We start from the raw sequence: 23,028 nt of genomic DNA, 5'->3' as shown, positions 1-23,028 counted from the left end.
AACAGGAGCCCCTATGAAAGCCGGCCTTGCCACTGCTGTGATTGCGTTAGTGATGCCGGTTTGCGTTTTTGCAACCACGCTGCGGCTTTCTTCTGACATTGACCTGCTGGTGCTGGACGGGAAAAAAGTCTCCAGTTCGTTATTACGCGGTGCCGACAGCATCGAACTGGATAACGGCCCTCATCAGGTGGTGTTCCGGGTGGAAAAAACCATCCGCCTTGCTAATCATGAACAACGAACGTACCTCTCTCCTCCGCTGATTATGAGCTTTAACACCCAGCAGGTAAGCCAGGTGAACTTTACGTTGCCGCGTCTGGAAACAGAAAAAGAGTCGGCGACGTTTGACGCCTCGCCGCGTGTGGAACTGGTGGATGGCGATGCCACCCCGATCCCGGTGAAGCTGGATATTCTGGCGCTGACGTCGTCATCGACGGGCACAGATTATGAGGCCGCAACGCAAGCCTATAACAAAGCGGGTAAGCGCGCCTCGCTGCCCCGGTTTGCCTCCATGATGGCTGACGACAGTACACTGCTGTCCGGCGTCTCAGAGCTGGATGTGATCCCCCCTCAATCCCAGACGCTGACAGAACAACGCCTGAAATTTTGGTTTCAGCAGGCCGATCCCGACACGCGAGCCCGCTTTTTACAGTGGGTGAAGCAACAACCTTCGTCGTAAGCCACATTTTTTTCGCCTTTCTCTTGCAGCATCAGGCGGTTCCCGTCATCGTGTAGCCAGTTAACCTGATGGATATGATTATGGAACTGACAACACGCACATTACCGGCACGCAAGCACATTGCGCTGGTTGCGCACGATCACTGTAAACAAATGCTGCTTAACTGGGTTCGTCGCCATCAGTCCTTGCTGGAAAAGCACGCCCTCTCGGCGACGGGCACCACCGGTAACCTTATCCACCGCGAAACGGGTCTGGAGGTGAACGCCATGCTGAGCGGCCCGATGGGTGGCGATCAGCAGGTGGGCGCACAGATTTCTGAGGGGAAAATTGATGTTCTGATCTTCTTCTGGGATCCGCTGAATGCGGTTCCGCATGACCCGGACGTGAAAGCGCTGCTGCGTCTTGCCACCGTCTGGAATATTCCGGTGGCGACAAACCTGTCGACGGCGGATTTCATCATTGAATCACCGCAGTTCAACTCGCCGGTTGAAATTCTCATCCCGGATTATCAGCGTTATCTTTCCGAGAGACTGAAGTAGCGTTATGCCCGGCGGCGCTACGCTTGCACGGGCCAACGAGTTTTGTCGGCCGGGTCAGGCGAAGCCACCACCCGGCAATCCCGCTACGGCTTGCGCGCCACCGGCACATCAATACTCTTCAGAATATCGACAAATACTGACGGCTCCTCTTTGTTGAACAGCAGCCACACGCGATGACGCGCGCGGGTGATCGCCACGTACAGCAAACGCCGCTCTTCGGCATCCGGGAAATCCTCCGGTACCGGCAGTAATGCTTCTTCCATCACCGACTCACGGGCAGGGGCCGGGAACCCATCGCTCCCCTCTTTCAGCCCGACCACAATGACGTAATCGGCCTGCTGGCCTTTGCTTGCGTGGATGGTCATAAAATCAAGCTGCAGCTTCGGCCAGCGAGTCGCCGCCTTCTCCAGCGCCGCAGGTTTTAGATGGTGATAACGCGCCAGTACCAGAATACGTTCATCTGGCTTTGCGTAGCCGCTGAGTTTGTCCAGCAGCGGCTCAAGCTGGTCTTCCGCCAGCAGGGTTACGGCTTTTTTATCTCCCGCCCTCAGGCTATTAAGCGGCTTGGCCAGCTGATGGGGGTTCTGCTGAATAAAGCGGTTCGCAATTTCGCCAATTCGGGAGTTAAAGCGGTAGGTAGTATCCAGATCGCTGCGATCGCCTTCGCCAAAATAGTGATGGAACGCGGTGGTCAGTGAAAGCTGCGCGCCGCTAAAGCGGTAGATGGCCTGCCAGTCATCCCCTACGGCAAACAGAGAGGTATGTTTATTTTGCGCCCGTAACGCCGAAAGCAGCGCGGCACGCTGCGGAGAGATATCCTGGAACTCATCAACCAGAATATGTTTCCACGGGCTGACAAAGCGTCCCTTCTCCAGAATGATGATGGCCTGATGGATCAGGCCTGAGAAGTCGACGGCGTTTTCCTCCTTCAGCGCCGTTTTCCAGGCTTTCAGCAGCGGCGCCATCAGTTTGACCCGCTTTGAAAAAAGCGCGCGGATGTCCTCCGGCGCACTCTCAATCATCTCAGCCTGCGTTCCACCGTGCATGCGCATCAGGCTCACCCAGCGGTCGAGACGCGAGCCAAGCCGTCGCGCCAGCTTTTCATCCTGCCAGAAACTGCCTTCCGGCACGTCCCAGTTGAGCTCGTCTTCCAGCCATTGTCGCCACCCTTTCGCCTGCGCTTTTTTCTCGCTGCACTGCTGCCGCCACGCCTTAATAAACAGGGCCTGACGCGCCTGGGTGTCGTTTTCCAGTTTACTGATGGAAGGGACTTTTTTGCTGCCCTGCTGAATGATGTGCAGGGCAAGGGCATGGAAGGTTCGGGCGGTAATATCCCGGGTGTGCAAACGCTCCTGAATGCGTTCGTCCATCTCCTGCGCCGCCTTGCGACCAAACGCCAGCAGCAGGATCTGATCGGCGACGGCCTCGCCCGTTGTCAGCAACCACCCCGCCCGCGCGACCAGTACGGACGTTTTGCCGCTCCCGGCCCCCGCGAGCACCAGCAGCGATTGTTCGCCGTTAACCACGGCGCGAGCCTGGGCAGGATTCAGCGGCGACGACTCCACCGTACTGAAGAAATCGGCATAGCGGGTGAGCATTTCGTCAGTCCACGCCTGGTTATGCGCCAGCCGGCTCTTGTCTGCGTCGCTCAGCCAGGCCTGACACTGTCGCCAGGCGTCACGGCAATTATCAAACTCATTGAGACGCGTCACCGGTAACGGCAGCGCCGTCAGCGCCTGCCTGATTTTTTGCTGCAGACCGGCGGTCTGCTGACGGGTCAGCCACGTTTGTTGGGCATTACTCTGCGCGATATCACTCAGCACCTGCTGCAGGACCTGTGCGGCTATCACGCTCATATCGTGACTCCACTGCTGCCAGAGCTGGTTCAGATGATGATGAAAACGCTGGGTTTCGCCCCACTCCGTACCGTGAAGACGTACGACTTTATCTGCAGGGAGCACAAACTCCAGTTCGCCCCATACCAGCCCGCGTTTGCAGTGGATGGCCAGGAGTTGATTGAACGGAATGAGGTATTCGTGGCGTTCACCGGAGACCTTTACTCCCGCGTTGAGGAGGACAACCTTGTCGTAAGGGTGTTGCGCCAGGCGTTTGCCCATTGAAGTTGCTTTCAGTTCCATATCCAGCCGGATCCACGAAGAGATGATTGCCTGATAGTTTAACTGCCAGTTTTAAGGTGCTCCAGCCTAAAAAAACGTTACAATCATTGGGCGTTAATTTTATCGAAAGGAAGTGAGGGTTTATGCGTACCGTTCTGAATGTGTTGAATTTTGTGCTGGGCGGTTTTGCCACCACCCTTTCCTGGCTTTTTGCCACCCTGGTGAGCATCGTCCTGATTTTTACGCTTCCCCTGACCCGCTCCTGCTGGGAAATCACCAAACTCTCCTTTATCCCTTACGGGAATGAAGCGGTTCACGTTGACGAACTGAACCCGGAGAATAAAAGCGCGCTGATGAACACGGGCGGAACCGTGCTGAACATTCTGTGGCTGATTTTCTTCGGCTGGTGGCTGTGCGTAATGCATATTTTTGCCGGTATTGCGCAGTGCATCACAATCATTGGTATTCCGGTGGGGATCGCGAACTTTAAGATCGCCGCCATCGCTCTGTGGCCTGTCGGGCGCAGGGTAGTTCCGGTCGAAGTGGCCCAGGCGGCGCGTGAAGCGAATGCACGTCGTCGTTTTCAGTGATTAAGGACTGGCCGCGTCTATGCTAAGCCCACTGCTTCGCCGTTACACCTGGAACAGCTCCTGGCTCTATAACGTCAGGATTTTTATCGCACTTTGCGGCACGGTTGCGCTGCCGTGGTGGCTGAACGATGTCAAGCTCACCATTCCGCTCACGCTGGGGGTGGTTGCGGGAGCGCTGGCGGATCTCGACGATCGCCTTGCCGGGCGTCTGCGCAACCTGGTCATCACCCTTGTCTGCTTTTTTATTGCCTCCGCGTCCGTGGAGTTGCTGTTCCCGTGGCCGTGGCTGTTTGCTTTAGGCCTTACGCTTTCCACCAGCGGGTTTATTTTGCTGGGTGGGCTGGGGCAGCGCTATGCCACCATCGCGTTTGGCGCCCTGCTGATTGCCATCTACACCATGCTGGGGGTGTCACTTTACGACCAATGGTATCAGCAGCCTGTACTGCTGTTGCTGGGGGCCATCTGGTATAACCTGCTGACGTTAACCGGCCATCTGATCTTCCCGGTTCGTCCTCTGCAGGATAACCTTGCCCGCAGTTACGAGCAGTTGGCCCACTATCTTGAGCTCAAATCCCGGCTGTTTGACCCGGATATCGAAGAGGAGAGCCAGGCTCCGCTCTACGATCTGGCTCTGGCGAACGGCCAGCTTGTCGCCACGCTTAACCAGACAAAAGCGTCGCTGCTTACCCGGCTTCGCGGCGACCGTGGCCAGCGAGGGACGCGCAGAACGCTGCACTATTACTTTGCCGCTCAGGATATTCATGAACGCGCCAGCTCGTCTCATGTTCAGTATGCGGCCCTGCGCGAGAAGTTTCGCTACAGCGACGTTATGTTCCGCTTCCAGCGTCTGCTTTCCATGCAGTCCCAGGCGTGCCAGCAGCTGGCGCGCTCCATTCTGCTGCGCACGCCTTATCAACACGATCCACGCTTTGAACGCGTGTTCAGCCATCTTGATGCGGCAATTGACCGCGTGCGAGCCAGCGGAACGTCGCCGGAGCACATTAAAGCGTTGGGATTTTTGCTCAATAACCTGCGGGCGATTGATGCTCAGCTGGCAACGATTGAGTCTGAACAGGCCATGGCGCTGCCGGGCAATGAGGCGGACAGTCAGCTCGCGGATGACAGCGTGCACAGTTTTAGCGATATGTGGCTCCGGCTAAGCCGAAACTTTACGCCGGAATCTGCCCTGTTTCGCCATGCGGTACGCATGTCGCTGGTGCTGTGCGTGGGCTACGCCTTTATCCAGATCACCGGTTTACACCACGGGTACTGGATCCTGCTGACCAGCCTGTTCGTCTGCCAGCCGAACTATAACGCCACCCGACACCGCCTGGCGCTGCGTATTATCGGCACGCTGGTGGGGGTCGCAATCGGGCTACCGGTGCTCTATTTTGTGCCCTCGGTGGAAGGCCAGCTGATCCTCATCGTAATCACCGGGGTGCTGTTCTTCGCCTTTCGTAATGTGCAGTACGCCCACGCGACGATGTTCATCACCCTGCTGGTGCTACTCTGCTTTAATCTGCTGGGCGAAGGGTTTGAAGTTGCCCTGCCCCGCGTGATCGATACGCTGCTCGGCTGTGCTATCGCCTGGGCGGCAGTGAGTTTTATCTGGCCCGACTGGCGTTTTCGTAATTTGCCGCGCGTCCTGGACAGGGCGATGAATGCCAACTGCCGCTATCTGGATGCCATTCTTGAACAGTACCACCAGGGACGCGATAACCGTCTGGCTTACCGCATTGCCCGACGTGATGCGCATAACAGCGATGCTGAACTGGCTTCCGTAGTCTCTAATATGTCAACGGAGCCGCGCGCCACGGCAGAAATTCGTGAAACGGCTTTCCGCCTGCTGTGCCTGAACCATACCTTCACCAGCTATATCTCAACGCTCGGTGCCCACCGCGAAAAACTGACAAACCCGGGCATCCTTGCCTTGCTGGATGATGCTGTCTGCTATGTCGATGATGCGCTACATCACCGCCCAGCCGATCAACCGCGTGTCCAGCAGGCGCTGGATGAACTGGCTCAACGGATTGCGCATCTTGACCCAGGAAACGACAGCAAAGCGCCGCTGGTTCTCCAGCAGATTGGTCTGCTTATCGCTCTGCTGCCAGAAATTTGCCGACTGCAACAGCAAATCGCTACCTGGAGGAGCGATTCTCCTGTGGCTCAGGCAGCGCATTAAACCACTCCGTCAGCTCCCGGCGAATTTCCGCCGGGAGTGCCGCTTCATGCAGGCCTTCAATCGCCCCTTCCAGGGCAAACAGTACTTTGATACTGAGCGCTTTATTTTTTGCCCGCAGCTTTAGCCAGCTCGTTCTGGCTCCCAGCGACCGGAGGGTATCTTCGTTGGTAATCCCGGCTTCACAGAGCAGCACTTCCAGCTGAAAAGTCAGGTTGGGCAGATCCTTTAGCCGGTTTCGCTGGTAGCGTTGTATGCGCTCTTTACGCGCGGCATTAAGCGCGTAAGAGGAAAGCTGAAGCAGCCGCTCCCTGTCCTGCCAGAGACCGTCATCCACACGATAATAGTTGAGAAGGATCGGCCGGCCGCGTTTCATTAAGGTCAAAAAGGAGGATCCGTTTTTTACATAGTACTTCGCACTTTCCTCACAGGCGCGAAGGTAAAGCTCACCGTCTGACACCATGGCAAACACCGCCTCATCGACGGCCAGGGTATAGCCACCAAAAAGCGCACGATGATGAATTTCTCCTAATGGAGAGAGGTATTCCTGGGATTTATAAATCCGTTCATAAGATATCTTTTTCATGATATTTCCATTAAAAATCAGATATTAACGACGACATTTCTTACTAACGGATCCGTTAACAGGAAAATAGGCAACTTATTGCCGATGAGCAAGATGATTTTTTCAGGTTCGCCAGGAATGAATGAATTTTGCGAGTCGCTTTCCGAAATTGAGGTTGATCTTTATGCATACAGGGGTTACTGTATATTCATACAGTAACTACAGGGCTGGAATGATTATGTACACTTCAGGCTATGCAAATCGCTCAACATCTTTCTCTTCTACCGCTGGCGATGTCGCACAGAACGCCGTCGGGCGTGTTTCGACAGGGCTTATCAGTGAAGTGGTTTATCGTGAAGACCAGCCCCTGTTGACCCAACTTCTGTTACTGCCGCTCTTGCAGCAGCTTGGTCAGCAATCGCGCTGGCAGCTCTGGCTGACGCCGCAGCAGAAACTAAGCCGGGAATGGGTTCAGTCTGCAGGCCTGCCGCTGACGAAGGTCATGCAAATTAATCAACTCTCTCCTTGCGATACGGTTGAGTCGATGATCCGGGCATTACGTACAGGGAATTACAGCGTGGTGATTGGATGGTTATCAGACGAATTGACGGAGCAGGAACATTTTCGCCTCACCGAAGCGGCAGAAGAAGGCAATGCGATCGGCTTTATCATGCGCCCGGTTCGCCAGGATTCTTACCGCAGAGGACAACTTTCAGGGCTAAAAATTCACTCAAATTTGTATCACTGAGCAAATTTAAGAGTTTTCCTGGAATTTTTTTCGACCTTAAGATGCGCTTTTAGTTCCATCGTCCAAAACGGCGGCAAGGCTTGTCTGGTGCGGTTCTTCTTAATTTTATTGCACAAATTTCGTTCAGAAATTGTTAAATAATCGGTATACGGAACTTTTTTTTTCATATGCCTGACGGACTTCACACTTGTAAGTTTGCAGCTACGTTGTAGACTTTACATCGCCAGGGGTGCTCGGCCTAAGCCGAAGATATCGGTAGATTTATATTTGACCACGCCCCCCGGTGAAGGATTTAACCGTGATTCTCGATTGAGATTTTCATGGCGAATTTTGGATGATAACGAGGCGCAAAAAATGAAAAAGACAGCTATCGCGATTGCAGTGGCACTGGCTGGCTTCGCTACCGTAGCGCAGGCCGCTCCGAAAGATAATACCTGGTATGCAGGTGGTAAACTGGGCTGGTCTCAGTTCCACGACACCGGCTGGTACAACAGCAGCCTGAACAATGATGGCCCGACTCACGAGAGCCAGCTTGGTGCAGGTGCGTTCGGTGGCTATCAGGTTAACCCGTATGTTGGCTTTGAAATGGGTTACGACTGGTTAGGTCGTATGCCATACAAAGGCGACACCGTAAACGGCGCTTTCAAAGCTCAGGGCGTTCAGCTGACCGCTAAACTGGGTTACCCAGTAACTGACGATCTGGACGTGTACACCCGTCTGGGCGGCATGGTATGGCGCGCTGACTCCAGCAACAGCATCGCTGGCGACGACCACGACACTGGTGTTTCCCCAGTATTCGCTGGTGGCGTTGAGTGGGCTATGACCCGTGACATCGCTACCCGTCTGGAATACCAGTGGGTTAACAACATCGGTGACGGTGCTACCGTTGGTGTTCGTCCAGACAACGGCATGCTGAGCGTAGGTGTTTCCTACCGTTTCGGCCAGCAGGAAGATGCAGCACCAGTTGTTGCTCCAGCGCCGGCTCCAGCTCCAGAAGTACAGACCAAGCACTTCACTCTGAAGTCTGACGTTCTGTTCAACTTCAACAAAGCGACCCTGAAACCAGAAGGTCAGCAGGCACTGGATCAGCTGTACACCCAGCTGAGCAACCTGGATCCTAAAGACGGTTCTGTAGTGGTTCTGGGCTTCACCGACCGTATCGGTTCTGACGCTTACAACCAGAAACTGTCTGAGAAACGTGCTCAGTCTGTTGTTGATTACCTGATCTCTAAAGGTATCCCAGCTAACAAGATCTCCCCACGTGGTATGGGCGAATCTAACCCAGTTACTGGCAACACCTGTGACAACGTTAAAGCTCGCGCTGCTCTGATCGACTGCCTGGCACCAGATCGTCGCGTAGAGATCGAAGTTAAAGGCGTTAAAGACGTTGTAACTCAGCCAGCGGCTTAAGTTATCGTCTTATAAAAAAACCCCGCGATGCGGGGTTTTTTATTATCTGAAGAAACTCAAAAGTTATTTTTTACCCAGCAGCGCCTGAAGATCGTTCTTCAGCGTAGACATCTGGTTGGCGTATTTTTCTTTATGCTCGGCATCTTCAATCAACTGCACCACCGTTTCTGACAACGTTTTTCCCCGCCGTTGCGCAAGCCCTGCAAGACGCTGCCAGACCATGAATTCCAGGTCGATGGATTTTTTACGGGTGTGCTGATGCTCAGCATTAAAATGCCGTTTGCGTCGTGCGCGGATAGTTTGCTTCATCCGGTTCAACAGTGCCGGATTGATATGTTTCTCAATCCAGCCATTCACCTGTACCGGTTCATTTTCGAGGGTCAGCAAAATATCCACGGCCTCTTGTGCGGCGCTGGCTTCGATGTAGCAGGTAATCAGCTCCCCTTCTCGGTGCTTCTTGACCAAGTACTTCCATTTCCAGCCGCTTTCGAGATTTTCCAGTTGTTGATATTTCATTGCGATCTCAGTGTTACCACGTAACTCTGTTCAGAATATCAGTTTTTTAGCAATCTGCTGAAAAGAAATCATATCCTGTGAAGCATTGCAGGCGATTCGCTTCCCGAAAACCCCAATCCTGCTTGGGAAGAGCCCCCCGCTTACGGTATACTCCACGGTTTTACATCTGACTAAAAAACATCAACTTTGACCATTACGAAACTTGCATGGCGTGACCTTGTTCCGGATACCGAAAGCTATCAGGAATTGTTTGCACAGCCAGACCTCGCACAAGAACACGAATTCATACTTAGCGATACACAACCGCGTTTGCATTACGCACTGGAGCAGGTGTTAAGCCCGTGGGCGACATCTCCCTTCATGCTGCTCAAAGCCCCGGAAGAAGCCGAGTATTTAACGCTTCTGGGTGATGCCATGCGCCAGTTGCAGCCGGAAGCCAATGCTATTTACGGCGGCCAGTATCGTATTTCAGGACATGATGTCTCTTTCGAACCCGCAGAACAGGCTGATGGCCGTTTTGCGGTAAAGGGCGAAGTGGTATCCGCTAACTGGGCCGAGGCCGAACAACTCTTTGGTTGCCTTCGCCAGTTCAACGGTGAGTTATCGCTGCAACCGGGCCTGGTGCATCGCGCCAATGGCGGCGTACTGATCATTTCCCTGCGTACCCTGCTCTCCCAGCCGCTGTTATGGATGCGCCTGAAAACGATTGTGAGCCAGCAACGATTTGACTGGGTGGGCTATGACGAGTCTCGTCCTCTGCCGGTCTCTGTCCCTTCCATGCCGCTGTCGTTGACCGTGGTGCTGACGGGTGACCGTGAATCGCTGGCTGATTTCCAGGAAATGGAGCCGGAGCTGGCTGCACAGGCGGTGTACAGCGAGTACGAAGACAATATTCAGATTGCTGATGCCGATGACATGGCGCAGTGGTGTCAGTGGGTGATGGCCGTTGCTGCCCGCTTTGCCCTGCCGACGCCTGCGGCTGACGCCTGGCCGGGACTTATCCGCGAAGCGGTTCGCTATACCGGTGACCAGGAGACGCTGCCGCTGTGTCCGCTCTGGATCAGCAAACAGCTGCGTGAAGTGGGTGCGATCAGTGGGAATGGCGCATTTACCGGTGAGCAACTTTCCCAGATGCTGGCCCAAAGAGAGTGGCGGGAAGGCTATCTGGCCGATCGTATGCAGGATGAAATTCTGCTGGAGCAAATTCTGGTCGAGACCGAAGGCGAGCGCATCGGACAGATCAATGCCCTGTCGGTGATTGAATTTCCCGGGCATCCGCGTGCGTTTGGCGAGCCTTCACGCATCAGCTGCGTCGTCCATATTGGCGATGGCGAGTTTACCGACATCGAACGGAAAGCCGAGCTGGGTGGAAACATCCACGCCAAAGGCATGATGATCATGCAGGCGTTCCTGATGTCAGAGCTGCAGCTTGAGCAACAAATCCCCTTCTCTGCCTCGCTGACGTTTGAGCAATCCTACAGCGAAGTGGATGGTGATAGCGCCTCTATGGCCGAGCTGTGTGCCTTAATCAGCGCCCTGGCGGAAGTCCCGATCAATCAGAACATCGCCATTACCGGTTCGGTCGATCAATTTGGTCGTGCCCAGCCAGTGGGGGGCCTGAATGAAAAGATTGAGGGCTTCTTCTCTATTTGTCAGCAACGCGGGTTAAACGGCAAACAGGGTGTGATTATTCCAGCACCCAACGCACGCCATTTAAGCCTCAGCCAGGCACTGCTGGATGCGGTAGAGCAGGGACAATTCTCCCTCTGGGCCATCGAAGGCGTCGAGGATGCACTACCCTTACTGACAAACCTGGTATGGGACGGCGAGGGACAAACGACCCTGATGCAGACCATCCAGGAGCGCATTGCTCAGGCGACCCAGCAAGATGCTCGTCATCGTTATCCGTGGCCGTTACGCTGGTTAGGTTGGTTTAGTTCAAACTGATCGGACTTGTTCAGCGTACACGTGTTAGCTATCCTGCGTCCTTCACTAAAATAAGGCTTACTGAGAACATGGTAGATAAACGCGAATCCTATACAAAAGAAGATCTTCTTGCCTCTGGTCGCGGTGAACTGTTTGGCGCGAAAGGCCCACAGTTACCGGCCCCGAACATGCTGATGATGGACCGTGTCGTGAAAATGACCGAAACCGGCGGCAACTTCGATAAGGGTTACGTAGAAGCAGAACTCGATATCAATCCGGACCTGTGGTTCTTCGGTTGCCACTTTATTGGCGATCCGGTAATGCCTGGCTGCCTGGGCCTGGATGCGATGTGGCAGCTGGTTGGCTTCTACCTGGGCTGGCTGGGCGGCGAAGGTAAAGGCCGTGCGCTGGGCGTGGGTGAAGTGAAATTCACGGGTCAGGTTCTGCCAACTGCGAAGAAAGTGACCTATCGTATTCACTTCAAACGCATTGTTAACCGCCGCCTGATTATGGGCCTGGCGGATGGCGAAGTGCTGGTAGATGGCCGTCTGATCTATACCGCGAACGACCTGAAAGTGGGCCTGTTCCAGGATACATCTGCTTTCTAAACGCTGCTATACGCGGCTTCAGAAAGGCGAAACCTCCGCATTGCGGAGGTTTCTGTTTTTAAAGAGACGTTATCAGGCTATGAGTGCCCTGTCGCCGATGGCTTCTCGCCAGCCTCCCAGCCATTGTGACCTTTGATTAATCGTCTGATAAGGACACATTTCTTTAGATCGTCCAGCGATGCCGGCCTGATAACCACGTTGATGAGCCCGTTCCAGGCGATCTCGTTTCTGTCTCTTCATGCCTCGTTTCCCTCATTCTTTTGTCTGGTGGAAAGAAAACAGTGACTGCACAATGCGTGCAGGCACAGATAACGAATACCCCGAATTAGTCGTAGCGTCAACGTTCAAAATTCATACGGATGTCATATTTGTGAGCTAGCCAGAAGATCATTTGTACAAAAATTGTGACCCGGGACAAGTAACGGTCTGACGTGAAAACGAAAAAAAAACCGCAATCAGTGGCAGACCGATTGCGGTTTTTTATGATGAATTTTACTTATGGCAGCCGGGAGATTTCTCTCGCGATGTTGGCCGATTCCTGTGCCCACCCCTGGGCAAGCACTTTCACCATTTCATCATAGCCATCTTTTTGCTGCTTGAGCTCCAGATGGAACGGACGCTTAATCAGCTGTCCCTGATGGTTAAGCAGCCATTCTCCGCTGATGACAACGGCACCGTCATAACGACCATGGAAGCCCGTTACCGTCACGTTCAGCGTGTCCTGGTCGCTTCCAAGAGGCTGGGAGGCGACAACCCAGCCCGGAAGCTGGCTGCTGAGATTCGCCACCAGCGTATTGCGTAACTGTTGATCCAGCGGGCTGGCCCACAGGTTATTATTCGCAATCACATACTGCACATCGCTGGTCTGGTAAACCACCCCGTTGCCGGCCAGATAATCTGGCACAGCCACTTGCTCAACCCACAGCAGACGGTTGCCCTGCGAGGCGGTGCTCTGCGTACCCGCCTGCGCCATCAGCGGCAGCTGATAGTAGCTTTTCGTTTCACTCCCTGAGCTACAGGCCGTGAGCACCATCGCACCTACAATCGCTAGCCATTTTTTCATTGTTTCGCCCTCTTCGGCTCAGGATCCTTTTTATCTTTTGCTTCAAACACCAGCGCGTTGCTCTTCTCATTGAGCGTTTTCAGTACGGGCTGCAGTTCACGCAAGACCTGGTCAAGACGCTGCATATCTGCCACCATCTTGTTGTAGGCCGCTGAACCAGGCTGGAAGCCCTGCATGCTACGGTTCAGTTCACGCAGCGTTTTCTGCATATCCTGCGGCAACTGCTGCATGCTCTGGCTTGCCGTGAGCTTATTGATGTTATCCAGCGTGGTTTGCAGACGCTGCATCGTCTCCTGGCTCTGATGCAACGAGCCTGTCGCCGCTTCAATCATCGGATTCAGTGGCAGATTGTTGATCTTATCCAGTGTTTCCATCAGACGCTGCTGGATTTGAGCCAGACCGCTGCTCACCGTTGGAATGATCTTGTAGCCGCCAAATTCACGGATACCAGTAATCGGCGGAGCTTTTGGATAGAAATCCATATCCACATACAGCGCACCAGTCACCAGGTTGCCAGTCTTCAGCGAGCCGCGCAGGCCACGGTTCATTAAATCGGTAATATGCGCGCCGATATCCTGATTCTCGCCAATCTGGTTAACCAGACGCTCTGGCTCAATGCGGATCAGCACCGGAATACGATAGTCATCATCAAGTACCTGCTGAAGTCCCGGCACAAAGAACGGCACCTGTCCGACCGTACCCAAACGAATACCGCGGAACTCAACGGGCGCCCCTGGCTGCAGGCCGCGGACGGAATCTTTAAAGAACATCAGGTAATCAATATGATCGGTATAGAGCGCGTCCTGAATGCTTCTTTGATCGTCAAAGAGCCTGAAGGCCGTTTTCTCGGCCACCGGCTGCCCCAGATCCAGTCCTTCCGGCACGTCAAAGCTGACGCCGCCGCCAAACAGGGTGGTCAGCGACCCCATTTCAACGCGCATACCTGCTGAGGTGAGATCGACCGCGATCCCGCTGTCTTTCCAGAAGCGTACGTTGCTGGTCACCAGACGATCGTTTGGCGCATTGATGAACAGCTGATAGCTGATGGTCCTTTTTTGCGGATCAAAGGTACTGGTCTCGACTGAGCCAACACGATAGCCGCGGAACAACACCGGGTCGCCAGGTGAGAGCTGGCCCGCTTTTTTACTGTCGAGAATCACGCGGATCCCTTTTGCATCAGGCGGCGCAAGCGGTGGAGAGTCTAAAAGCTGATACTGGGCTGGCTGCGCCCCTTTTGCCCCCGGCTGTAGCTCAATATACGCGCCCGAGAGCAGCGTGCCTAAACCACTGATCCCTTCCCGTCCGACCTGCGGTTTAACCACCCAAAAAACGGAGTCACCGTGAAGCAGCTTTTCCATCCCGGCATTTAACCGCGCTTTAATTTCTACATGCGTTAAATCATCCGTCAGGGTGGCGCTTTCAACCACCCCTACATCCACGCTGCGGCTTTTGATGGTCGTTTTACCGCCCTCAATCCCCTCGGCATTGGTGGTGATGAGCGTCACTTCCGGTCCCTGATGGCTGTAATGATAAAACAGGATCCATGCACCGATCAGCGCCGTCACGATGGGAAAAATCCACACCGGTGACCAGTTTTTGACCTTCTGCACTTTCGCCTCTCCACTCTTATTTTCCATGCTCTTACTCTTCCTCATGGCTTGATTCAGGCTCACGATCCCACGATAAACGAGGGTCGAAGGTCATGGCCGCAAACATGGTCATAATCACGACCAGCGCAAACATTAAAGCCCCCATCGCAGGATAAATACTCATCAAACCGCCCATCCGCACCAATGCAGAGAGAACGGCAATGACAAACACGTCAATCATTGACCAGCGTCCAACAAACTCGACAACTTCATAAATGAGGTGCATGCGTTCGCTATCGCGTTTGCCGTGCCCTTTCGCATCCCAGCAGAGCCAGGCAATCGCGATCATTTTTAAGGTAGGCACCATAATACTGGCGATAAAAATCACCCCAGCCACCGGATAAGATCCCTCGCCCCACAGCAATATCACCCCGGCGAGGATCGTCGAGGGCATTTTGTCACCGAGCAAATCGGTGATCATGATCGGCAGAATATTCGCGGGAAGATACAGCATCACAGAGGTCACCAGCAGCGCCATGGTCCACTGCAGGCTATTTTTGCGTCGCACATGGCCTTTGGTTTCACAGCGTGGGCAGACGTCCAGATCCGCGGGCAGCACGGCAGTACAGCAGGAGCAAGAGCGCAGTCCCTGGCGGATCCCCGGCACGCCAACCTTCACCGTCTGGGCAAGTGTGGGAGCCGGAGCGATATCATCCCATGCCCAACGCCGGTCAACGCACTGGAATGCGCGCAGCTGCAGCACACAATAGAGACACCACGGGATAAAGCTGCTGCCAATCCCCACGTCACCGTAGGCCATCAGCTTTACGAAGCTGACCAGAATACCCGCCAGAAAAATCTCGGCCATCCCCCAGCTTTTAAGCTGAAACAGGACTCGCGCCAGTTTGATTTTCAGGGCTGCGGGCATTTTTACGCGGTTGACCAGCAAAAGGATGACAACCAGACAAAAAGCCGGAACGATCTGCACAAACAGAAGGAAGAAGGTGCCGAGGCTGGCGTAATCTTCCGAGAACATCACCCCCGGAATTTCAAGCAGATCAACCTGGCTTGTCATCCCTCCCACCTTCATATAGATGAAGGGGAAGAGATTAGAGAGCAGCAACATGAACAACGCGGCCAGCGCATACGCCGTGGGACGCTGTCTTGGCGCGTCCCATTCGGTTGTCAACGTTGTGCCGCAACGCGGGCACAGGGCCTTATGTCCGTGACCAAGCTCTGGCAACGCCACGAGCATATCGCATTGCGAGCATAATATATGCCTGTCGGCATGGTGCTGGTCACACATATGTTATCCCTGTTTATGCGCCGTTTTTCAGAGACTCAAGGTACTCCCAGCGCTCAAATGCTTCTTCCAGAGCTTTTTCAGCTGCGGACAATTCGGCCAGGACTTTTTGAGTATAGTCGTGCGATTGGGTGAAGAAGGATGCATCGGCAACCTGCGCTTGCAGCGCCTCCAGCGCGGCCTCCAGCTCCTCAAGACGCTGAGGCAAACCCTCCAGTTCGCGCTGCAGGTTATAGCTTAGTTTAGCCGAGGTTTTCTTGACAGTTTCTGCTTTTGTTACAACAGGTTCAGTCGTTGTTTTAGACTTCGCCTGTTTTTGCGCCAGCGACTGTGCCTGCTGCCCTTTCGCGTCGTGGTAGCCACCCACATATTGACCAATCCGCCCTTCGCCTTCGAAGATCCAGCATTCGGTCACGGTGTTGTCAACGAACTGACGGTCGTGGCTCACCAGCATCACGGTGCCCTGATAACCATCGATCAGCTCTTCCAGCAGTTCGAGCGTTTCGACATCCAGGTCGTTGGTTGGTTCATCGAGAATCAGCAGGTTGCTTGGTTTCAGGAATAACCGCGCCAGCAGAAGACGGTTTCGCTCACCGCCAGACAGCGCACGCACCGGGGTCATCGCCCGTTTAGGGTGGAACAGGAAGTCCTGGAGATAGCCCAGCACATGGCGCGGCTTACCGTTTACCATGACCTCTTGCTTACCTTCGGCAAGGTTATCCATCACCGTTCTGTCCGGATCCAGCTCTGCACGGTGCTGGTCAAAATAGGCCACTTCCAGTTTGGTGCCGCAGTGAATTCGGCCACTATCCGCCTGCAACTGGCCCAGCATCAGCTTCAGCAGCGTGGTTTTACCGCAGCCATTGGGGCCAATCAGGGCGATTTTATCCCCGCGCTGAACCTGGGCGGAGAAGTCTTTCACCAGCACTTTCCCGTCAACCTGGTAGTTAACGTTTTCCATCTCGAAGACGATCTTCCCGGAACGGGAGGCCTCTTCTACCTGCATTTTGGCGCTGCCCATCACTTCGCGACGTTCGCTGCGTTCACGACGCATCGCTTTCAGGGCACGAACGCGGCCTTCGTTGCGGGTACGGCGGGCTTTGATACCCTGACGGATCCACACCTCTTCCTGCGCCAGTTTGCGGTCGAATTCGGCGTTTTGCAGCTCTTCCACGCGCAGGTTTTCTTCTTTTTCCAGCAGATAAGTATCGTAATCGCCGGGATAGGTGACCAGCTTGCCACGATCGAGATCGACAATGCGCGTCGCCATATTGCGAATGAAGGAACGGTCGTGGGAGATGAAGATAATGGTACCGCTGAAAGTTTTCAGGAACCCTTCAAGCCAGTCGATCGCTTCAATGTCCAGGTGGTTGGTTGGTTCATCCAGCAGCAGCACCTTCGGCCCGCTGACCAGCGCGCGGCCCAGTGCCGCCTTACGCAACCAGCCGCCAGATAGCGCAGACAGCTGCATATCCGGCTCCAGGCCCAGCTGAGCCAGCACCTCGTTAATACGGTTCTCCAGCTGCCACAGGCCGTGATGATCGAGCATCTCCTGGACTTTCGCCAGTTCGTTAAGATTTTTGTCGCTCGGGTCGGTCATCACCAGATGAGAAATCTCGTGATAGCGCTTCAGGTATTCAGCCTGCTCCGAAATCCCTTCCGCTACGAAATCGTACACGCTGCCGGTGACATGACGCGGCGGATCCTGCTGCAGGCGGGAGACAATCAGATCCTGCTCGTAAACAATACGCCCGTCATCCAGACCCTGCTCGCGGTTGAGGATTTTCATCAGCGTGGATTTACCCGCGCCGTTACGGCCCACCAGACAGACGCGTTCGTTGTCTTCGATGTGCAGTTCGGCATTGTCGAGAAGCGGTGAGTCGCTGAAGGAGAGCCACGCACCGTGCATACTAATTAAAGACATTTATTTTTCCTTTCAGGCCGCGGTGATAAGCCAGCAGTTATGGATCTGACGATTACGGGCAAAGTCCTGAGACAGCGTTTTTTGGCTAATTTCTTGTGCTTTCAGTCCCAGAGCGGCCAGGCCGTCGTGATCCATGCGGAAACCGCGTTTGTTATTCGAGAACATAATCGTGCCGCCTTTACGCAGAAGGCGCTTCAGGTCGGTCATCAGGCGCAGGTGATCGCGTTGTACATCAAAGCTATCCTCCATACGCTTGGAGTTGGAGAATGTTGGCGGATCGATGAAGATCAGATCGAACTGTTCATCGGTGTCACGCAGCCAGCCCAGGACATCGGCCTGCATCAGGCGATGCTGGCGTCCGGTCAGGCCATTGAGACGCAGGTTGCGCTCCGCCCACTCCAGATAGGTGCGCGACATATCCACCGTAGTGGTGCTGCGCGCGCCGCCCAGGCCCGCATGCACGCTGGCGCTACCGGTGTAGGAAAACAGGTTAAGGAAGTCCTTACCTTTGCTCATCTGGCCCAGCATACGACGGGCAATGCGGTGGTCGAGGAACAGCCCGGTATCGAGGTAATCCGTCAGGTTAACCCACAGGCGAGCGTTGTATTCGCCCACTTCAATAAAGTCGCCCTTCTCACCCATCTTCTGATACTGGTTTTTCCCTTTCTGACGCTCGCGGGTTTTCAGCACCAGTTTGTTTGGCGCGATGCCAAGCACGGCAATCGTCGCTGCGATCACGTCCAGCATGCGCTGGCGCGCTTTTTGCGCATCAATGGTTTTTGGTGGAGCATATTCCTGAATCACCACCCAGTCTGCATAGCGGTCAACCGCCACGTTGTACTCCGGCAGATCGGCGTCATACAGGCGATAGCATTCAATGCCTTCCTGTTTGGCCCATTTTTCAAATTTCTTCAGGTTCTTGCGCAGACGGTTAGCGTAATCTTCCGCCACGCCCGACGGTTTGCTGTCCGCCGCTTTCTCTGCCAGATGGTAGTTTTTCTGCACACAGTCCAGCGGGCCGTTCTTCGCCTTAAACTGGCGATCGGCGCGCAGCTGCAGACAGCTCAGCAGTTCTGGTGAAGCGCTAAACAGGGAAAGATTCCAGCCGCCAAAGTAGTCTTTCATATTGCGACCCAGCAGGCTGTGCAGGGCAATCAGCGCCGGTTCGCTATCCAGACGCTCGCCGTATGGCGGGTTGCTGATAACGGTACCGTACGGGCCTTTCGGCAGCGGGTTGGTCAGGTTCGCGACATCTTTCACTTCAAAGGTCACCAGCTCACCGATACCCGCGCGACGGGCATTGCTGCGCGCGCGTTCAATGACGCGCGGGTCGCTGTCAGAGCCATAGAAATGGGAGGTGTACTCCGCCAGGCCTTTACGCGCACGGGCCTGCGCTTCGGCTTTGACCTCTTTCCAGAGTGTTTCATCGTGCTGCGCCCAGCCGCTAAAGCCCCAGTGGCCACGATGCAGGCCGGGAGCGCGGTCGGTGGCCAGCATCGCGGCTTCAATCAGCAGCGTACCGGAACCACACATTGGGTCGAGCAGCGGCGTGCCCGGCAGCCAGCCGGAGCGCATCACGATGGCGGCGGCCAGCGTTTCTTTGATGGGCGCCATACCGGTGCGATCGCGGTAGCCACGCAGATGCAGACCTGCCCCGCTCAGATCCAGAGAGATGCTGGCGGTATCGCCATTGAGCCAGACGTTAATGCGCAGATCCGGGTTTTCACGATCGACGTTTGGTCGTTCTTTGTTTTTACGGGTAAAGCAGTCCACGATGGCATCTTTCACACGCAGCGCGCCGTACTGGCTGTTGCGGATCTCATCGTTTACACCGTTAAAATGCACCGCGAAGGTCGCGTCTGGCGTGAAGATCTCTGTCCAGTCGATCATCTGTACGCCGGTATAGAGATCAAGATCGCTATAGACCTTGCACTCTTTCATCGGCAGCATGATGCGCGACGCCAGGCGGCTCCACATCAGGCTCTGGTAAATAAGCCGTGTGTCGCCCTCAAAATGGACACCACCCTGAACCACCTGGCACTCTTGCGCGCCCAGGGCTTCCAGTTCAGTTTTTAACAGCTCTTCCAGCCCACGGGCCGTACTGGCAAACAGAGAATTCATATCGTCACTTTTACTCTAAGAAAATTGTCGCGCATTATAGCTAATATGACGTGTATGTCATAAAGTTGAAGGCTTATTTTCATTCGAGGGACTGTGCACAGTGGCGACGTTATCCAGGCTTTTTATTCATCCGGTGAAATCCATGCGCGGTATCGGCGTTTCTCACGCCCTGGCTGACATCAGTGGATTTGCCTTCGATCGTATTTTTATGGTCACCGAGCCTGACGGTACGTTCATTACCGCACGCCAGTTCCCGCAGATGGTGCGCTTTACGCCTTCACCGCTGCATGACGGCCTGCACCTCACCGCCCCGGATGGCTCAAGCGTATTGATTCGCTTTGCTGATTTTGCGCCTGTCGATGCGCCAACGGAAGTGTGGGGCAATCATTTTACCGCTCGCATCGCTCCGGACGAGATTAACCGCTGGCTGAGCGGCTTCTTCTCCCGTGAGGTACAGCTGCGCTGGGTGGGTCCGGCGCTGACACGACGCGTCAAGCGCCACGACGCGGTTCCCCTCTCGTTTGCCGATGGTTTCCCGTTCCTGTTAACCAGCGAAGCCTCGCTGCGTGACCTGCAGCGTCGCTGTAAGGCCAGCGTGCAGATGGAGCAATTTCGCCCGAATCTGGTGGTGACCGGTACGGAAGCCTGGGAGGAAGATACCTGGAAAGTGATCCGCATCGGCAGCGTCATTTTTGATGTCGTGAAGCCGTGCAGCCGCTGCATTTTCACCACCGTAAGTCCGGAGAAAGGCCTGAAGCATCCTTCCGGCGAGCCGCTGAAAACCCTGCAATCATTCCGTACCGCGCAGGATAATGGCGACGTGGATTTCGGCCAGAATCTTATTCCGCGCTCAAGCGGAGTGATCCGCGTGGGTGACGAGGTGGAAATTCTCACCCGTGGGCCTGCGCGCGTGTACGGTGCGGGTCAGGAAGAAGAAATGGTAGACGTTGAGACGCAAGCCAGTTCGGCAGTGGATATTCACTGGCAGGGCCGCGTTATACGGGGTAACAATCAGCAGGTGATACTTGAGCAGCTGGAGCAAGCCGGGATCCGTATCCCGTATTCCTGTCGGGCGGGTATCTGTGGTTGCTGTCGAATCAAGCTAGTCGGGGGCGACGTCAGTGCGCTGAAGAAATCCGCAATCGGTGATGACGGGACGATCCTGTGCTGTAGCTGTATTCCAAAAACGTCGATACAGCTGGAAGCTTAAACCGCCTGTTCCAGGCTGAATGAATCCACGCGCAGCTGCGGTTTCAGCCTGTCATTCATGACCTTAATGGCATCCCCGAGCTGCATCGTCCGCCCGGCAATGGTCACGCCGGGCTGGGCCAGCAGACAAAGCGCGGCATTTTCGCCAGGTTCCACCACCAGTAAACTCACCTCTTCTGCGGTATCGCTCAGGTTGACGCTGGCCGCATCGCCCGTGGCCGGCGTCCAGTTCATATCATGCGGCAGAAAATGCCAGCTTTTCGGCATTTGCGGTTTCAGAAAACGAATCGCCACCAGCGCGTTTAATATCAGTTCGGCACGCTGTTCTTTTGAGAGCAGCAGGTCACGGCATTTCTCTTCAAAGGAGAAATAAAGCGCAGCATCGTCTACACAAAAGCCAGACGGGGAGAAAGCGTCCGGGGTTAACATTCGACGCGCAAAACGAGAACGGAACAACATGCCATTGGCTAAATCGAGCATCATTCGGTCATGCTCTTCACAAAAATACCAGCGCCAGTTATCGTCAGGTTTAATTCGCATGTGTCTCTCCCGTACCCAAACGTCCTGTACTAAAAATGTCCCATTCGCCGCTTCGTTTATAACACCATTAATAAAAGACTATAATGTCTAAATAAGCAACAGTGATGGAATATAAAACAACCAGGGCTGGAAATAAAGCCCTGGTTGTCTGATTAAGAGAAAAGATTAGATATGAGTAACGATTTCTTTTATGAGCGGCGGGCCTTTAAAAATAAAGCCGGAATAGATTTGCACCAGTGAGGCGCCCGCAGCCATCTTCTCGCGCGCAGCAATCACCGAATCGATACCACCGACACCGATTATTGGCAGACGACCTTTTAATTCGGCGGAGAGCGCCCGAATAATTTCCGTACTTTTTAATTGTACCGGACGTCCACTTAACCCACCCGCTTCGTCACAGTTTTTCATTCCCTGGACGAGGGATCGATCGAGCGTCGTATTGGTCGCAATCACACCATCAATATTATGGCGAACTAAGCTGTCGGCAACCTGGATCAATTCTTCAGCAGAAAGATCCGGTGCGATCTTAACCGCCACCGGAACATATTTATGATGGATCGCCTGCAGCTCATTTTGTTTATTTTTAATGGCGCTGAGAAGATCGTCCAGCGCTTCACCATATTGCAGAGAACGTAGCCCTGGGGTATTCGGCGATGAAATATTCACGGCGATATAACCGGCATAGGCATAGACTTTTTCCATACAAATCAGGTAGTCATCTTTACCCTGCTCAACCGGCGTGTCTTTATTTTTGCCAATATTGATGCCTAATACACCATCAAAATGGGCTTTTTTAACGTTTTCTACGAGATGATCCACGCCGAGGTTATTAAAGCCCATGCGGTTGATCAGCCCCTCGGCTTCGACCAGGCGGAACAAACGCGGCTTATCATTACCCGGCTGTGGACGCGGCGTGACGGTACCGATTTCGATGGAACCAAAGCCCATCGCGCCCAGGGCATCAATGCACTCGCCATTTTTATCCAGACCTGCCGCCAGACCCAGCGGGTTTTTAAAGGTCAGACCCATGCACTGCACAGGTTTTTCCGGCACGTTCTGACGCACCAGCGCGGCCAGCGGCGTTCCCGTAATACGGCGTAATTGCTGGAATGTAAATTCATGAGCGCGCTCAGGGTCGAGCTGGAAAAGGGCTTTACGAACGAAGGGGTAGTACATGAACTCTCCTGGATTCCCGGTGTGCAAACCGGGAGGGGATTATGTGCGATCCTGCCCGGAAAGGGAATTGACCTGCGGCAAAAAAATCAGCGTAAAACGCAAACGTTTACTTCCCCGTACACTTCTTATGCGCTTTTTCGCATTTTAATTGCGGATAAATCATTTAGTGGAATAACCACGCAGTGTCACACTCCTGAAAATTGTTATGAATGTTAGATAAAAGCAAACA

The 23,028-nt window shown here is 54.3% G+C and carries 20 protein-coding genes; 9 read left to right on the top strand and 11 right to left on the bottom strand.

The features are described from left to right. Window positions 1–13: 13 nt before the first annotated feature. Entirely contained in the window at window positions 14–676 is a 663-nt protein-coding gene (csgI, locus tag ACOTZF_RS00770; protein WP_023619904.1) for a curli synthesis inhibitor, read from the top strand. Window positions 677–756: 80 nt separating this feature from the next. Further along, a complete protein-coding gene (mgsA, locus tag ACOTZF_RS00765; protein WP_013097251.1) occupies window positions 757–1,215 on the top strand; it encodes a methylglyoxal synthase in 459 nt (152 codons plus the stop codon). Window positions 1,216–1,298: 83 nt separating this feature from the next. Here the strand turns inward: mgsA and helD are convergent, their stop codons facing one another. Beyond that, window positions 1,299–3,353: a DNA helicase IV gene (gene helD, locus ACOTZF_RS00760; protein ID WP_038985577.1), complete on the bottom strand. Its 2,055-nt coding sequence runs from the start codon at window positions 3,351–3,353 to the stop codon at window positions 1,299–1,301. Window positions 3,354–3,475: 122 nt separating this feature from the next. Here helD and ACOTZF_RS00755 point away from each other — a divergent pair, with 122 nt between their 5' ends. Together ACOTZF_RS00755 and yccS are read left to right on the top strand one after the other, a co-directional pair. Continuing rightward, a complete protein-coding gene (locus tag ACOTZF_RS00755; protein WP_013097253.1) occupies window positions 3,476–3,922 on the top strand; it encodes a YccF domain-containing protein in 447 nt (148 codons plus the stop codon). Window positions 3,923–3,941: 19 nt separating this feature from the next. Beyond that, window positions 3,942–6,104: a YccS family putative transporter gene (gene yccS / locus ACOTZF_RS00750; protein WP_014831317.1), complete on the top strand. Its 2,163-nt coding sequence runs from the start codon at window positions 3,942–3,944 to the stop codon at window positions 6,102–6,104. On the opposite strand, the gene ACOTZF_RS00745 is transcribed toward yccS, so the two are convergent. Then, on the bottom strand, window positions 6,061–6,687 hold the full coding sequence (locus tag ACOTZF_RS00745) for a TfoX/Sxy family DNA transformation protein (RefSeq protein ID WP_038985580.1): 627 nt from the start codon (window positions 6,685–6,687) through the stop codon (window positions 6,061–6,063). The genes yccS and ACOTZF_RS00745 overlap by 44 nt on opposite strands. A gap of 217 nt (window positions 6,688–6,904) precedes the next feature. Here ACOTZF_RS00745 and sulA point away from each other — a divergent pair, with 217 nt between their 5' ends. Further along, window positions 6,905–7,414, top strand: coding sequence for an SOS-induced cell division inhibitor SulA (gene sulA / locus ACOTZF_RS00740; protein ID WP_013097256.1), 510 nt, complete (start codon window positions 6,905–6,907; stop codon window positions 7,412–7,414). 354 nt (window positions 7,415–7,768) lie between these two features. After that, window positions 7,769–8,824, top strand: a complete 1,056-nt coding sequence (ompA, locus tag ACOTZF_RS00735; RefSeq protein WP_028027914.1) for a porin OmpA — start codon at window positions 7,769–7,771, stop codon at window positions 8,822–8,824. Between the two features lie 63 nt (window positions 8,825–8,887). Here the strand turns inward: ompA and matP are convergent, their stop codons facing one another. Next, window positions 8,888–9,340, bottom strand: a complete 453-nt coding sequence (gene matP / locus ACOTZF_RS00730; RefSeq protein ID WP_013097258.1) for a macrodomain Ter protein MatP — start codon at window positions 9,338–9,340, stop codon at window positions 8,888–8,890. A gap of 186 nt (window positions 9,341–9,526) precedes the next feature. Here matP and ACOTZF_RS00725 point away from each other — a divergent pair, with 186 nt between their 5' ends. Then, window positions 9,527–11,287, top strand: a complete 1,761-nt coding sequence (locus ACOTZF_RS00725) for an AAA family ATPase (protein ID WP_038985584.1) — start codon at window positions 9,527–9,529, stop codon at window positions 11,285–11,287. Window positions 11,288–11,355: 68 nt separating this feature from the next. After that, window positions 11,356–11,874 (top strand): bifunctional 3-hydroxydecanoyl-ACP dehydratase/trans-2-decenoyl-ACP isomerase, encoded by a 519-nt coding sequence (fabA, locus tag ACOTZF_RS00720; RefSeq protein WP_000227926.1) that lies wholly within the window; start codon window positions 11,356–11,358, stop codon window positions 11,872–11,874. A gap of 72 nt (window positions 11,875–11,946) precedes the next feature. Here fabA and rmf read toward each other — a convergent pair whose 3' ends face one another. The 6 genes from rmf to rlmKL all read right to left on the bottom strand — a co-directional run bounded on the left by rmf (window position 11,947) and on the right by rlmKL (window position 19,874). Next, window positions 11,947–12,114 (bottom strand): ribosome modulation factor, encoded by a 168-nt coding sequence (gene rmf, locus ACOTZF_RS00715; protein ID WP_013097261.1) that lies wholly within the window; start codon window positions 12,112–12,114, stop codon window positions 11,947–11,949. Window positions 12,115–12,370: 256 nt separating this feature from the next. Then, window positions 12,371–12,937, bottom strand: coding sequence for a membrane integrity-associated transporter subunit PqiC (gene pqiC / locus ACOTZF_RS00710; RefSeq protein WP_020689691.1), 567 nt, complete (start codon window positions 12,935–12,937; stop codon window positions 12,371–12,373). Beyond that, window positions 12,934–14,574: an intermembrane transport protein PqiB gene (gene pqiB / locus ACOTZF_RS00705; RefSeq protein WP_013097263.1), complete on the bottom strand. Its 1,641-nt coding sequence runs from the start codon at window positions 14,572–14,574 to the stop codon at window positions 12,934–12,936. The genes pqiC and pqiB overlap by 4 nt, the downstream gene beginning before the upstream one ends. A 4-nt stretch (window positions 14,575–14,578) precedes the next feature. Next, window positions 14,579–15,832, bottom strand: a complete 1,254-nt coding sequence (pqiA, locus tag ACOTZF_RS00700) for a membrane integrity-associated transporter subunit PqiA (RefSeq protein ID WP_028027912.1) — start codon at window positions 15,830–15,832, stop codon at window positions 14,579–14,581. Window positions 15,833–15,845: 13 nt separating this feature from the next. Further along, window positions 15,846–17,753, bottom strand: a complete 1,908-nt coding sequence (locus tag ACOTZF_RS00695; RefSeq protein ID WP_029883226.1) for an ABC transporter ATP-binding protein — start codon at window positions 17,751–17,753, stop codon at window positions 15,846–15,848. Between the two features lie 12 nt (window positions 17,754–17,765). Continuing rightward, window positions 17,766–19,874: a bifunctional 23S rRNA (guanine(2069)-N(7))-methyltransferase RlmK/23S rRNA (guanine(2445)-N(2))-methyltransferase RlmL gene (gene rlmKL, locus ACOTZF_RS00690; RefSeq protein ID WP_038419040.1), complete on the bottom strand. Its 2,109-nt coding sequence runs from the start codon at window positions 19,872–19,874 to the stop codon at window positions 17,766–17,768. Window positions 19,875–19,974: 100 nt separating this feature from the next. On the opposite strand from rlmKL, the gene ACOTZF_RS00685 reads away from it, so the two are divergent. Then, entirely contained in the window at window positions 19,975–21,084 is a 1,110-nt protein-coding gene (locus tag ACOTZF_RS00685; RefSeq protein ID WP_048972448.1) for a YcbX family protein, read from the top strand. Here ACOTZF_RS00685 and zapC read toward each other — a convergent pair. Together zapC and pyrD are read right to left on the bottom strand one after the other, a co-directional pair. Next, the gene (gene zapC, locus ACOTZF_RS00680) at window positions 21,081–21,623 is read right to left on the bottom strand and encodes a cell division protein ZapC (protein WP_013097268.1); all 543 of its coding nucleotides are present in this window, start codon (window positions 21,621–21,623) and stop codon (window positions 21,081–21,083) included. The genes ACOTZF_RS00685 and zapC overlap by 4 nt on opposite strands. Window positions 21,624–21,788: 165 nt before the next feature. After that, complete coding sequence (pyrD, locus tag ACOTZF_RS00675; RefSeq protein WP_013097269.1) at window positions 21,789–22,799, bottom strand: quinone-dependent dihydroorotate dehydrogenase; 1,011 nt, start codon at window positions 22,797–22,799, stop codon at window positions 21,789–21,791. Window positions 22,800–23,028 lie beyond the last annotated feature (229 nt).

It is taken from the genome of Enterobacter cloacae complex sp. SHL021 (assembly GCF_049237765.1).
Taxonomy (GTDB): domain Bacteria; phylum Pseudomonadota; class Gammaproteobacteria; order Enterobacterales; family Enterobacteriaceae; genus Enterobacter; species Enterobacter cloacae.
This window is presented reverse-complemented; position numbering and strand designations above follow the sequence as displayed.